The organism is Pseudoalteromonas sp. SWXJZ94C (assembly GCF_015864385.1).
Lineage (GTDB): Bacteria > Pseudomonadota > Gammaproteobacteria > Enterobacterales > Alteromonadaceae > Pseudoalteromonas.
Window position 1 is genome coordinate 92,073 of sequence record NZ_JADYXF010000006.1, and the last position, 13,368, is coordinate 105,440.

At 36.5% G+C, this 13,368-nt stretch carries 9 protein-coding genes and 1 pseudogene; 4 read left to right on the forward strand and 6 right to left on the reverse strand.

Features of this window, described 5'->3' with window-relative positions:
* Nucleotides 1-69: 69 nt before the first annotated feature.
* The 4 genes from I6F65_RS03995 to I6F65_RS04010 all read left to right on the forward strand — a co-directional run bounded on the left by I6F65_RS03995 (nucleotide 70) and on the right by I6F65_RS04010 (nucleotide 6,422).
* Nucleotides 70-882 carry a DUF3025 domain-containing protein gene (locus I6F65_RS03995; protein WP_197111647.1) on the forward strand — a complete coding sequence of 271 codons (813 nt, stop codon included), beginning with the start codon at nucleotides 70-72 and terminating at the stop codon, nucleotides 880-882.
* Nucleotides 879-1,667 carry an ABC transporter ATP-binding protein gene (locus I6F65_RS04000; protein WP_197111649.1) on the forward strand — a complete coding sequence of 263 codons (789 nt, stop codon included), beginning with the start codon at nucleotides 879-881 and terminating at the stop codon, nucleotides 1,665-1,667. The genes I6F65_RS03995 and I6F65_RS04000 overlap by 4 nt, the downstream gene beginning before the upstream one ends.
* Nucleotides 1,660-2,868, forward strand: a complete 1,209-nt coding sequence (locus I6F65_RS04005) for an ABC transporter permease (protein ID WP_197111695.1) — start codon at nucleotides 1,660-1,662, stop codon at nucleotides 2,866-2,868. Before I6F65_RS04000 ends, I6F65_RS04005 begins: the two co-directional genes overlap by 8 nt.
* 494 nt (nucleotides 2,869-3,362) lie before the next feature.
* Nucleotides 3,363-6,422 (forward strand): ATP-binding protein, encoded by a 3,060-nt coding sequence (locus tag I6F65_RS04010; protein ID WP_197111651.1) that lies wholly within the window; start codon nucleotides 3,363-3,365, stop codon nucleotides 6,420-6,422.
* Between the two features lie 78 nt (nucleotides 6,423-6,500).
* On the opposite strand, the pseudogene I6F65_RS21695 reads toward I6F65_RS04010, so the two are convergent.
* From I6F65_RS21695 to I6F65_RS04035, 6 genes and pseudogenes are all read right to left on the reverse strand, one after another.
* A pseudogene (locus I6F65_RS21695) lies at nucleotides 6,501-7,255 on the reverse strand (UDP-2,3-diacylglucosamine diphosphatase).
* Nucleotides 7,256-7,369: 114 nt separating this feature from the next.
* On the reverse strand, nucleotides 7,370-9,094 hold the full coding sequence (locus I6F65_RS04015; RefSeq protein WP_166109115.1) for a proline--tRNA ligase: 1,725 nt from the start codon (nucleotides 9,092-9,094) through the stop codon (nucleotides 7,370-7,372).
* Nucleotides 9,095-9,183: 89 nt separating this feature from the next.
* On the reverse strand, nucleotides 9,184-9,888 hold the full coding sequence (gene tsaA / locus I6F65_RS04020) for a tRNA (N6-threonylcarbamoyladenosine(37)-N6)-methyltransferase TrmO (RefSeq protein ID WP_166109114.1): 705 nt from the start codon (nucleotides 9,886-9,888) through the stop codon (nucleotides 9,184-9,186).
* Nucleotides 9,889-10,090: 202 nt separating this feature from the next.
* A complete protein-coding gene (locus I6F65_RS04025; RefSeq protein WP_166109113.1) occupies nucleotides 10,091-10,660 on the reverse strand; it encodes an outer membrane beta-barrel protein in 570 nt (189 codons plus the stop codon).
* A gap of 254 nt (nucleotides 10,661-10,914) precedes the next feature.
* Entirely contained in the window at nucleotides 10,915-11,379 is a 465-nt protein-coding gene (locus I6F65_RS04030; protein WP_024612986.1) for an acyl-CoA thioesterase, read from the reverse strand.
* Nucleotides 11,380-11,512: 133 nt separating this feature from the next.
* On the reverse strand, nucleotides 11,513-13,159 hold the full coding sequence (locus I6F65_RS04035; protein WP_197111653.1) for an electron transfer flavoprotein-ubiquinone oxidoreductase: 1,647 nt from the start codon (nucleotides 13,157-13,159) through the stop codon (nucleotides 11,513-11,515).
* Between the last annotated feature and the right edge of the window lie 209 nt (nucleotides 13,160-13,368).

Here is a 13,368-nt window from a genome sequence, read left to right on the forward strand (position 1 = left end):
AAGTAGAACCAGTTTTTGCGGTAAACTGTTACAAATTTTAAGGTATAAACTAGTAAGTAATTAATAATAATGAAGCGTTTTACTCCTCCTGAGCAGTGGCAACCAAGTAGTTTACAAAGTGGTGCATTTTCCCATTTAAATACTCTATTTAAAATTAATGAACAAATAAGTTGGCCAAGCCCACAATGGTTTACCCCATACCTAAAGGCAATTAATGCAAATAACTTACCTATTCAATTTATTGATGACGCAAAAATAGATTTTGGCGATCGTTATTATGAGCAAGTTATTTTTGAAACAGGCGAAGTACCAACACGTACAGAGAATTGGCATGACTTATTTGGCGGCTTTATTTGGTGTTTATTTCCTAAAACCAAAGCGTTGATAAACCAAAGGCATGTGCTAGATATAGCTGAGCATGGTTTACAACATCGCACTAAGCATCGTAATGCACTAACGCTCTTTGATGAATGTGGTGTTGTATTAGCTATAAGTGAGAGTAAATGGCAGCAGTGGCTTTGCGATCACCAATGGAAAACAGCATTTGTTGAATACAAACATGAGTGGGGTAAAACAATAAAACCTTTTATGTTTGGTCATGCAAATTACGAAATGCTTACTAAACCTTATATAGGCTTAACGGGTAAAGCGTTATTTGTTTGTGTACCTAATGAAATATTTTGTAAAGATTTAGTAACTCAATACAAGTACCTTGATCAAGCCCTTTATGAGATGATTAAAACAGATAACTGCTTAGCCGATAATAAACAGCTTTCACCTCTACCTTTACTTGGTGTACCTGGTTGGCATGACGAAAACAAAGACGACTCATTTTACAACAATACAGATTATTTTAGAGCGAAACGAAGGAACCGAACATGATAGAAGTAGCTGGGCTTAAAAAGAAATTTAAGCTAACTAAAGATCACAAAAAAAATAAAATAGATGACATCGACCCTCGTGAAGATAAAGATTACTTTCACTCAGTACGAGATGTGAGTTTTAGCTGCGCAAAAGGTGAGGTGCTAGGGTTATTAGGTCCAAATGGCGCAGGCAAAACAACTACACTTAGAATGATTTCAACCGCGTTAAAGCCCGATGAAGGCACAATAACAATTGCCGGAAACGATATTGTAAAAAAACCGCTACTAGGGCGTAAGTCTATCGGTTTTTTATCTGGCTCTACGGGTTTGTATGGCCGCTTAACTGTAAAAGAAAACATAGAGTATTTTGCAAAGCTCCACGGTATGGATAAAAACGATATAGCATCGCGTTGTGATGAGCTATTTACATTGCTTGATATGCATAAGTTTGTAGATAAACGCGCAGAAAACCTATCAACAGGTATGAAGCAAAAAGCAAATATTGCGCGTGCTGTTGTGCATCGCCCAGCAGTTGTTGTCCTTGATGAGCCAACAACGGGTCTGGATATAATGACCACGCAAACCGTTATTCAATTTATTAAGGGTTTAAAGGCGCAAGGTACTCCTGTTATTTTTTCGACCCATCATTTAGATGAAGTTGCACTTTTATGTGACCGAGTCGCTGTAATTAACGAAGGTATTAGCTGCTTTGACGGAACAGTAGAAGAATTTAAGCAGACAGGTAAAAGCGATGAGCTTAATCAAGCATTTATGAACATATTAATGGAGAAACATGATGTTTGAGGTATTTAAAAAGGAATTAAGAGAGTTATTACGCGACAAAAAAACGCTATTATTTGTTGTTGCGCTCCCTGTCGCTATATTTCCGTTATTGTTTGCCGTAATGGCATTTATAAGCTCACAAGCAGCAATGGATGCCGAACAAAAAGTAAATACGTATGCCATTATTAATGGTGAATACGCACAAGAGTTTACTGATAAAGTGTTTTATCACAAAAGTTTTGAGCTTTATAAAGGGGCTAAAACATTTAATAACATTGAAGAGCTTAAAGCTGGCGTTATAGCTGGCGATATTGATATGGGTATTTATTTACCAAGCCATGCTGAGCAAACACTAGATAATGGTGAACAAAGCCAGTGGCAGGTTGTTTTTAACGATTCAAAATCTATTAACTTTTTATTCGAACGCGTCAAAGAGCTCGCAAAAGAATACAGTGATGTGCTGCAAACTCAAAAGCTAATCAGTTTTGGTATTGAAGAGTCTGTGCAAAAATCTATTCTTAACCCAATTGAAGTAATTAAGGTGGATACAGCCGATAAACGTGAAAACCTTGGCGAAAAAATTGGCGGGTTTTTACCTTACTTACTTATACCATTAGTATTGATGGGGGCTACTTATCCCGCTATTGATTTAGGCGCAGGCGAAAAAGAACGTGGCACACTTGAAACACTGCTACTTACACCTATTACGCGTACAGAGTTGGTGCTTGGTAAATTTATAACCTTGTTAACTACATCCATTGCCTCAACAACCATAACAGTACTGAGTATGGGTTGCTGGATAGCACTGGCGTTAGCATTTGCCGATCTTGATTTTATTAAAGCGGCATTTAGTACATTAGCGGTTACCGATTTACTGATGATATTTGTACTGCTACTGCCTGTGGCTGCTATATTTTCGGCTTTGGCACTGGCTATATCTATCTATGCACGCACCTTTAAAGAAGCACAAAACTATATGGCTCCGCTTAGTATGGGTGTGTTTTTCCCTATTATTATTTCAATAATGCCAAATATGGAACTCAATGCAAAAACAGCATTTATTCCAGTAACAAACGTAGCATTAGCAATTAAAGAAATAGTAAAAGGGACTGTCGATTATACATTTGTAGGCTTGATATTTTTAGCTACTGCAATTATTGCAGCGGGGCTACTGGCATTTTGTGTTAAATGGTTTAACCGAGAAGATGTATTATTTAGATAGTGTTTAAATCTTAAAGTGAGTAGGGTTCCATTTGAGCTCTACTTACTTTAGTCAGACAAACCATAATTTATAATAATATTTAGTAATTATTCATCTGCATCAAATTAAGCTTAAAGCTTAAAGCTTAAAGCTTAATCTCTCCTACATCGTATGGTGATAAATCTTACCGTTAAGACAAGTTTACTTCATTGATTTAGGTAAGCGTTGAGGTTAAGTATTACCACTAAATTAACCAGCTAATAAAAACTAGCAATAACGAATTCTTAAATTATCTGACTCAATAAATTACTAATACGTATTTACCTTTATTATAAAATAGGTAAGTCGATATGTTTTTGATTGCTTATTGTTCATAGTAATTATGAGTTTTATAAAAAAACTAATGATTTAGTTTTTTTAGAATGAAATTTATAGCGATAACCGATTAGTTATAGGGTCCTTTTTATTCCCTAATGCTCTATAATAACAATAATGAGAATTTATGGTGAAGGTAAATGTTAAAAAGAAATACTTTTTTGAGCGTAACAAAAAGTAATAAGCTAATACTTGTTGCTGCATTAATTTTTGTTCTTATAGCTTTACCATCTCTGTATATATTTGAACAAAAAGTCAGAAGTGATATCTACAACTCTTCTCAAGTAGAGCTTAAGCGTGAGCTTGAAACTAAAAGCCTTTCATTAAAAAAACACTTTCAAGATAGCGTAACCGCTATTCGATTTTTAGACGCGACTCCTCCTATTCAAGGTATTACGCGAGCAACAGAAAACAAATTAATCGATCCCTTATTAGGTACTCCTATTGGCGTTTGGCAAGAACGATTGGGCAGTATTTTTTCTGGTTTTATGCGCACTGACGAAAGCATACTGCAAGCACGATATATTATGCTTGCCGATGGCGGACAAGAAGTTGTTAGAGTTGACCGTAATCACCAAGGCAAACTTGTAAGGCTTGAAGGTCAGCAATTACAAAAGAAAGGGCAAAGAGACTACATAATTAAAACAAGCATGTTAGATGAGCATAGTGTTTATATTTCACCAATTAACTACAACCGAGAAAATGGTGAGATTCAAAAACCTTACACTAGTACTTTTAGAGTTGCAAAACCTGTTTTTGATGAAGACAAACAGGTTTTTGCTGTATTAGTCACAAATTACTTTGCTAATCAATTAATTAATAGCTTAACGGTTGAATTGCCACATGGTACCGAAATTTACCTAATGAATAACGAGGGTGAATTTTTGTATCACCCTAATCCTGATTTTAGGTTTGGTTTTGAATTTAATAAAAGTAAAACGTGGAACCAAGAATTTACTAATACAGAAAATATGCTATCTGAAAGTACGATCCCATTAAATAATTATCCCGAACATTATTTTATTAAAAAGCGTATTTATTTTGATGACGATATTACTATGTTGCCTCTTGAGATTGCGGTGAGTATTAGTACTGATATTTTATTAGAAAAAGTAAGCGAAAGACGTCAAAATTTTATAGTAATGTTGTTAGTCTTTTTTAGTGTGTTTTTGATTATAACATTTTTATATCAGCGATTTATAAACAGAAAATTACTTATACACTCATTAAAAGAGCAAAATAATAGGGTAATAGAAAACTCACTTGATGCCATTTTTACAATTGAAGAAACAGGTGAAATAATACATTTTAATAATACTGCAAAAGAAGTGTTTGGTACTTCACTTGAAAACGAAAATACTCAGTTCATATCATTATTTACTTTAAGTGAAGAAGATAAAAACTGTATTAAAGACACAATAACAGATGGCACAAAAATGCCATTTGAAGCCATGTACATAGATAACGATGGTAATACACAATACTATTCAATTACCTTAACTAGTATTTTTGATGTGTATAACGAGCGTTACCAAGTGGGTGCAATTTTAAGAAATATAAGTTCATTAAAAAATATTCAATCAGAACTCGAAGGTCTAAATAGCACTTTAGAGCTTAAAGTATCACAAAGAACAATTGAGCTAGAACATGCTATAGATCAAGCACTAGCAGCTAGCCAAGCGAAGAGTGACTTTGTAGCCAATATATCGCATGAAATACGCACCCCAATGAATGGTGTGTTGGGTATGCTTGAAATGCTCAAAGAAGATGGCTTATCTGAACAACAATACCATTATTTAAAACTTGCAAATAGCAGTGCTAACTCACTGATGAACTTGATTAACGATATTCTCGATTTTTCTAAAATAGAAGCAGGAAAACTTGATATAGATAACCATACGTTTGATGTAGTTACAGTGTGTAGCGATATGATTAGCTCTTTAGCACTACACGGTCAGCGTAAAGGACTTGAAGTATTTTTAGATACAAAAGATGTAATAGACCGAATGGTAATAGGCGATAGCCATCGACTTAAACAAATTTTAATTAATTTAGTTAATAATGCATTTAAATTTACCCACCGGGGTGAAGTAAGCTTAACTGTTGGCTCTAAGTACATTACCGACTCAAAGCTATTAATGAGCTTTACAATAAAAGATACGGGTATTGGTATTGCGCCAGAGAACATAGACAAACTATTTGAAGTATTTACACAAGAAGACTCAAGTACAACCCGCCACTTTGGAGGAACCGGTTTAGGCTTATCCATATGCAAAAAACTCGCTCAGTTAATGGGTGGGAATATTACTGTAACAAGTGAAAAGGGTGCTGGTAGTACATTTACTGCAACAGTTGAGTTACATGTAGCACAACAAAAAAAGCTAAACTCTGGTATTGAACTATCAACCGCTATTGATGTGGCAGCGCTAATCGCACGTGATAATGTTTATAAAAATGTGTGTGATTTACTGCAGCTTACGTGCAAAGTAGATACGTCTAATGTTACAAGGCTTGATTACTTTAGTGAGCATAAAGAGTTTGATGCTGATTTATTAATTATTGATGATGAGCATCCTCAAATAAATGCATTAATTGATCATTGTAAACAGCAAAATAAAAAATATGTATTAATTTTACGGGATATGGTTACAGACAAGCCAATTAAAACAGTACTACCTGAGGGCAGCCATATTCTGAATAAACCACTTACTCAAGATCAATTTAGCTATAAACTGGCTAGTTTGTTTGGGGCTAGCAGTGAGTTTATAATTACACCACCTAAAGGCTTAACCGAAGAACAAGTAGAGCCTGATTTGTCGGCTTATCATATTTTATTAGTAGACGATAATATGATAAACATTGAAGTAGCCAAAGCGATTTTAAAACGTACTAAAGTTAAAATCACTTGTGCATCAGATGGTATAGAAGCATTAGAAGCTTTAAAAGAAAATACAGAGCAAGCCTTCGATGTTATTTTAATGGATTGCCAAATGCCTAACTTAAATGGCTACGATACAACAAGTGAAATAAGAAATAGTAGAGCTGGGGTAGATTACACGCACATACCTATCATAGCGATGACGGCAAGTGCAATGGAAGGTGATAGAGAGCGCTGCTTAGCCGCAGGAATGAACGACTACATCACTAAGCCGATAAAACCACAAACGTTAAAAGATAAACTCATCACCTGGCTAAGTTAATTCCAATTAAATTATTCAGCTGCTTACGCAGCTGATTTTTTAGGTTTTGTATTAGTTAATATATCTAACTTAATATATCTAACTTAATATATCTAATTTTGTTATATCGGCAGTATCGAGCACGCTCTGTATATGGGTAATGTAGTAACTCAATTTCCCCATCTTGCTGCTCTACAAGCGCCGTACAGCTCTCAATCCAACCTTAATTAAATACATAATTTCGTTATCAACTTTTATTTTAGGATGATGAATATGCCCACAAATAATTCCATCTATGTTTTGTTTTTTAGCTTCATGAATAGCAGCATCTTCAAATGTTTAATAGCATCACGTGCTTTGTGTACCCGAGTTTTTATTAATGGTTCAAGTGAGTAGTAATTACCACCATATAATTTACGTATGCGATTGGACCACCGATTCAGAAATAATAAATCGTATCCTGCATAATCAGCAATACTAATCAGTTTGCTATGACGAGTAGCGGAATCAAAGTCATCGCCGTGTACGAGTAAAAATATTTATTAGTTTTAGTGGTGTAAATAAACTGCAGGTAAACTTCGAACCCAAATAAAGTTTGATTTATATAGCTTCTGAATGTTTAGTCATGATTACCGGGAATATAAATGATGCGTGTACCGCTAGCTGCTTTTTGTTGTATAGAGCTTAATGCATTGATAATGCGAAAAGTGCAAATAAAAATGTCGTTTCATTGACCATAAATCAATAATAACACCCACTAAATAAAGTGTGTTAGATTCTACTGAGTTTAAAAAATTGAGTAAGTAATCGGCTCTACAGTCTTTATAGCTTAAATGAACATCAAATATTTAAATAGCAGGGTGGTGTTATTTTTACTGTTTGTGCGGCTAAATAGCACATATAAAATTTAGATATAAAAAAACCGCTTTAAAAAAGCGGTTTTTAAATTATATTTAAGCTATTTTTGCTTAACCTTTAACGGCTGCTTTAATTACATCGATTGCTGTGTCGATATCAACCATTAGCTTTTCACCCGTACGACGGTTTTTAAGCTCAACTTTGTTTTCGTCAAGGTTACGCTCACCAATTACGAGGGTAAATGGCACACCAATTAGCTCCATATCGTTAAACATAACGCCAGGGCGTTCTTTACGGTCATCAAACAACACATCAAGCCCTGCATCTTTTAAACCTTGATAAAGGTTATTAGCAATATCAGGAATACGATGTGATTTGTGCATATTCATAGGCACAATTGCTAAATCAAATGGTGCGATAGGTGCAGGCCAAATGATCCCGTATTGATCGTTGTTTTGCTCAATGGCAGCGGCAACAATACGTGATACGCCAATACCGTAACAACCCATAGTCATTGTTTGGTTTTTACCACCTTCGTTTAATACACCCGCCTTCATCGCTTCTGAGTACTTAGTGCCAAGTTGAAAAATATGACCTACTTCAATACCGCGTTTAATTTGTAAAACGCCTTGACCACATGGGCTCATATCGCCTTCAACAATATTACGAATATCTGCAACTTCGTAATCAGTTACGTCACGATCCCAGTTAATACCGCTGTAATGTTCGTCGTCTTTATTAGCACCGGCAACAAAATCAGCAAGTATGTTAGCTGTTCGATCAACAATAATTGGCATTGATAAGCCAACAGGACCTAATGAACCAGGTTTTGCACCAATAGCAGCAACAATATCTGCCTCTGTTGCCATTTCAAGCGGAGAGTCTACTAATGGGTGCTTTTCAGCTTTTAGTTCGTTTAATTCGTGATCGCCACGCAGTACTAAGGCAACTAAACCACGTACTTCGTTTTCATCAGGCGTACCGTAAACTATTAGCGTTTTAACACAGCGATGTGGCTTAACACCGTAGCTTTTTTTAAGCTCGTCAATAGTTTTAGCATCAGGCGTTGGAAATGCCTTTAGCTCTTTTGATGCTTCAGGGCGAGGCTCGCTTGGTGCTAGCGCTTCTGCTTTTTCAATATTAGCTGCGTAGTCGCTGCCATCACTAAATGCAATTGCATCTTCACCCGACTCAGCAAGTACATGAAACTCGTGCGATACACTACCGCCAATAGAGCCTGTATCGGCTATAACAGGGCGGTAATCAAGGTTTAAACGCTCAAAAATATTACAGTAAGCTTTGTGCATTGCTTTATAAGTTGCATCTAGACACTCTTCACTTAAGTGAAAAGAGTAGGCATCTTTCATTGTAAATTCACGAGCACGCATTACACCAAAGCGAGGACGACGTTCGTCGCGTACTTTAGTTTGTATTTGGTATAACGTTACAGGTAACTGCTTGTAGCTGTTTATTTCTTTACGTACGAAATCAGTAATTACTTCTTCGTGCGTTGGACCAAGTGCAAATGTACGATTATGGCGGTCTGTAAAGCGCATAAGCTCAGGACCAAATTCATTCCAACGACCAGACTCTTCCCATAAATCAGCAGGTTGAATAACTGGCATTAGCATTTCAATTGCACCAGCTTTATCCATTTCTTCACGTACAATGTTTTCTACTTTACGTAGCACGCGTAAACCAGAGGGTAACCAAGTGTATAAACCCGAAGCGACGCGACGGATCATACCGGCTCTAAGCATTAACTGATGCGATACGATTTCAGCATCTGATGGCGTTTCTTTAAGTGTTGCGAGTATATATTGGCTTGTACGCATGTTTTTTCCGAAATAGAGTAATTATGTTCTTTTAATAGAGCTTAAGTTTACCAGCGGATGCTTTTACACTAAAGCGCTAAGTGAGTTATTTAGTTTTTTTCTATGTTTGTTACCAAGTTATGGGAGTCATTTACTTGCCAACGAATATTAAAGTTATATAAGGTCATTCCATAGCTTTGCATTTCTTCTTTTTGTTTTTTATAAGCAGGGCGTGGATCTTGTTTTAACACATTTGATATAAAGTCATGTAACTCTGGGTATTGAGTTTGCGCATTAATAAACTCAATTGCTTGAGGGCTAAATTCAACCGTCATTTCTGTTTCTGGGCGAGTATCGGCAAAGCCTGCGCTTGCATCGGGCATTGAGTCTGAATACGGCAAATACGGTTTTATATCAATGATAGGTGTGCCATCAAGTAAATCAATACCAGCTAATAATAAGCTAAGTTGCCCATTTTTATACTCAATACCTTCAAGTTTTACAGCGCTCATGCCAATCGCGTTTGGTCTGAATGTAGCACGAGTAGCAAATACACCTTTTCGCTCATTTCCGCCCAAACGAGGAGGGCGTACCATGGCGGAGTAGCCTTTATCAGCTGTTTCATGAAAACGAAATAGCAGCCATATATGAGTAAATTCATCTAATCCACGTACAAACTCTTCACGATTAAAATCAGGAGCAAAAATAAGTTTAGCTTTGGCTTGTGGTACTAAACGAGGCTGCCTAGGTATTGCAAACTTTTGTTTATATGGAGATTGAATATGGCCAATAGCCGAAATGTTATAATCGCTCATAGTACTCGGGTACAAATAAAATAGAGCGCTATTCTACCTGTATTTAGCGTTTATGGCATTAATGTAAGTGAGTTTATTACTTAAAGACTGACTGGTTTAAATGATGATTATTAGACTGTGCGGTCTATAAGCTTGTATTTAGAGTAACTAAAAGCAAAGAGGTAAGCCTAAGCTTACCTCTTATATGCGTTTTAAGGTTTAATTAAAACATGTATTGAACTGATACAGATGCTACATCCATATCTGGGTCAATGTCGTCATCAAGTTTGTAGCGTTCATATTCTAAACGAAATTGAACATTTGTAGTAAGTGCGTATTCAACACCCGCACCGTAAAACGCATCACCGCCATCTTTAGACGCTGATACACTACCTACCGGTAATTCTTGTGTGTAATCTGCATCCCATTCAAACCAACCGCCTTTTGCATACACGGTAAAGCTGTCAGATATTGGAAGACCTAGGCGTGCGGCAAGCGATACGCCATCAATTTCAGCTTTTTGGTCTATATCGCTAACTTCATCAAAATTTTGATAAGCAAGCTCTAAGCTTAAGTACTCGTTAAATTGAGTACCAACGTAGCCTTTTAGCATTTGTGCATCGTCGTCAAAATCGGTGTCGTTGTCACTGTCTTCAAATTCAAAAGAATATTGACCGTAACCGATACCAGTATAAATACGTGGAGAATCGAAATCAGAAATGTCAGCGTGTGCTGCAGAGTTAAAACCCAGTGTTGCTAGTGCAATAGCTGAAAGAGAAAGTGTTTTAATCATTGAATAGCTCCTTTAGAAAAATAATCAAATGCTTGATTTAGTTAATCAAACTTCAATTATTTACTTGCAGTGAGCATGCCAATTACAAAGTTGATTAAAAACACGGCTAAAAACCTACTTTTGTATTGGTTTTTACAGCTTTTAGCGTGTTTTATAATCAAGGTGAACTTTTATTTAATTAAGTACTCTAAAATAAGTTGTATGTTTTACAAAGCATAATGAGTTTTTTACACAGCAGTACTCAAAGTCAGAAACTAAACGGTATGAAGTAAGTTTTCTGTTTCAATTGCTATTTCTTTCATTTTTATAGCGTAGTTTTCTAATTTAATATCTTCATCTGTTACAGCCGAAAATGAAGGTACTTCAATTGGGTAGCCCGTTTCATCCATAGCAATAAAGCTGATAACGCAATGATTTGTTTCAACCATATTTTGTGTTTTTGGATCGCCACAACGAACTTGAATAAAAATTTGCATACTTGTTTTACCGGTATGCGCTATTTTAGCTTCTACTTCTACAATTTGACCTACTAATATAGGGCGTCTAAATTTAACACCCGCAACCGAAACTGTTACACAGTAATGACCACTCCAACCAGCAGCACATGCATAGCCTGCTTGGTCAATCCATTTCATGACGGCCCCACCATGAACTTTACCACCAAAATTTACATCGGTAGGCTCTGCTAAAAAACGAAAAACAACTTTTGACGACGGCATAGATAACACTCATATTTATTAAAACTACTATTAGCATAACGTAAAAAAGGGGCCGAAGCCCCTGCAATTTAGGATATGTTTATAATTTATATGTAAAAAACGCAATTATATATCTATATAGCGCATAATTTAGTTACATATTTGGGTAGTTTGGTCCACCAGCGCCTTCCGGTGTTACCCATGTAATATTTTGGCTCGGGTCTTTAATGTCGCAGGTTTTACAGTGCACACAGTTTTGAGCGTTAATAACAAACTCTTTATTACCTGCTATTTCTTGTACTTCGTAAACACCCGCAGGGCAATAACGCTGTGCGGGTTCATCAAATTTAACTAAGTTTACGTTAATAGGAATTAACGCATCTTTGAGCTTTAAATGACACGGCTGTGACTCTTCGTGATTAGTATTTGATAAAAACACACTTGAGAGTTTATCAAAGCTAAGCTGCCCATCTGGTTTTGGGTACGAAATTTTATTAGCGGCGTTAGCATCAACAAGGGTAGAGTGATCGGGTGTATTATCTTTAAATGTAAACGGTAAACCGCCATTAAAAATGTTTTGATCAAGCGTGTTATACGCACCCCCTATAAACTTACCTAATTTGTGCATAGCAGGGCCAAAGTTACGAGATTGATATAACTCTTTATATGCCCACGATTTCTCAAACGCAGTTTGATAATGAGTTAAATCGGTATTTGCCAACTCATTTTGCAATGCTTCAAAAATAACCTCAGCGGCAATCATTCCCGATTTCATTGCGGTGTGATTACCTTTGATTTTTGCAAAGTTAAGTGTGCCTGCATCACAACCAACAATTAAGCCACCCGCAAAATGCATTTTTGGTAATGAATGCAAGCCACCTTTAGCAATAGCACGTGCGCCGTAAGCAATACGTTCGCCACCTTCTAGTATGTTTTTAAATACTGGATGGTGCTTCATTCGCTGAAATTCATCGAACGGGCTTAAATGTGGGTTTGAGTAATTTAAATCAATAATCAATCCAACAACAACTTGGTTGTTTTCACTGTGATACATAAATGCACCACCGTTAGTATCGCCGCTAAGTGGCCAACCTGTACCATGAACAACTTTACCAAGCTCATGCTTACTTTCATCTATTTGCCAAATTTCTTTAAAGCCTAAACCGTAATGCTGCGGTGATGAATCTGCATCAAGTGCAAACTCATTGATTAGTTGCTTACCTAAATGACCACGGCAACCTTCAGCAAAAATCGTGTATTTTGCTCTAAGTTCCATGCCAGGCATGTAACCGTCTTTTTCATTACCGTCTTTGTCGACACCCATATCGCCAGTAATAATCCCTTTTACTGCTTTATCTTCAATTATTAAAGAGTGAGCACTAAACCCTGGGAATATCTCTACGCCTAACGTTTCAGCTTGCTCTGCAAGCCATCGACATACGTTACCCATAGACACAATGTAGTTACCATTATTATGAAATGTTTTTGGCGTAGCAAAGTGGGGGATTGATGTCGCTTTTTGCTCGTTATTAAACCAATAAATTTCATCGTTGGTTACTTTGGTCGTAACAGGGGCACCAAGCTCCTGCCAATTTGGTAGCAGTTCGTCTAAAGCTTTGGTTTCAAAAACGGCACCAGAGAGTACATGTGCACCCACTTCAGACCCTTTTTCGACTACGCAAATCATGCACTCTTGTTGTTTTTCTTGTGCTAATTGCGCGAGTTTAATTGCACTTGAAAGCCCCGCAGGGCCAGCACCAACAATAACTACATCAAATTCCATGGTTTCACGTTCGACCATAATAACCTCTTTATCTATGACGGACTTATTCGAATGTTTACTACACATTTAAATAAGGTGTACAGCCTACTTTTAACCTTGCAAATTAAACGTTACAGACTGTGAATAGTTAAAGGTTATTTTAGGTTGACGTTTACGTCAACAGGAAGTAGTCTAATTTCATAAAATAAATAAGTTGACGTGCACGTCAGCTTGTAGGTTTAAATTAT

Coding starts and splice junctions, on each gene's coding strand:
- I6F65_RS03995 (WP_197111647.1), top strand. CDS start 70: ATGAAGCGTTTTACTCCTCCTGAGCAGTGGCAACCAAGTAGTTTACAA.
- I6F65_RS04005 (WP_197111695.1), top strand. CDS start 1,660: ATGTTTGAGGTATTTAAAAAGGAATTAAGAGAGTTATTACGCGACAAA.
- I6F65_RS04025 (WP_166109113.1), bottom strand. CDS start 10,660: ATGATTAAAACACTTTCTCTTTCAGCTATTGCACTAGCAACACTGGGT.
- I6F65_RS04015 (WP_166109115.1), bottom strand. CDS start 9,094: ATGCGTACAAGCCAATATATACTCGCAACACTTAAAGAAACGCCATCA.
- tsaA (WP_166109114.1), bottom strand. CDS start 9,888: ATGAGCGATTATAACATTTCGGCTATTGGCCATATTCAATCTCCATAT.
- I6F65_RS04000 (WP_197111649.1), top strand. CDS start 879: ATGATAGAAGTAGCTGGGCTTAAAAAGAAATTTAAGCTAACTAAAGAT.
- I6F65_RS04035 (WP_197111653.1), bottom strand. CDS start 13,159: ATGGTCGAACGTGAAACCATGGAATTTGATGTAGTTATTGTTGGTGCT.
- I6F65_RS04010 (WP_197111651.1), top strand. CDS start 3,363: ATGTTAAAAAGAAATACTTTTTTGAGCGTAACAAAAAGTAATAAGCTA.
- I6F65_RS04030 (WP_024612986.1), bottom strand. CDS start 11,379: ATGCCGTCGTCAAAAGTTGTTTTTCGTTTTTTAGCAGAGCCTACCGAT.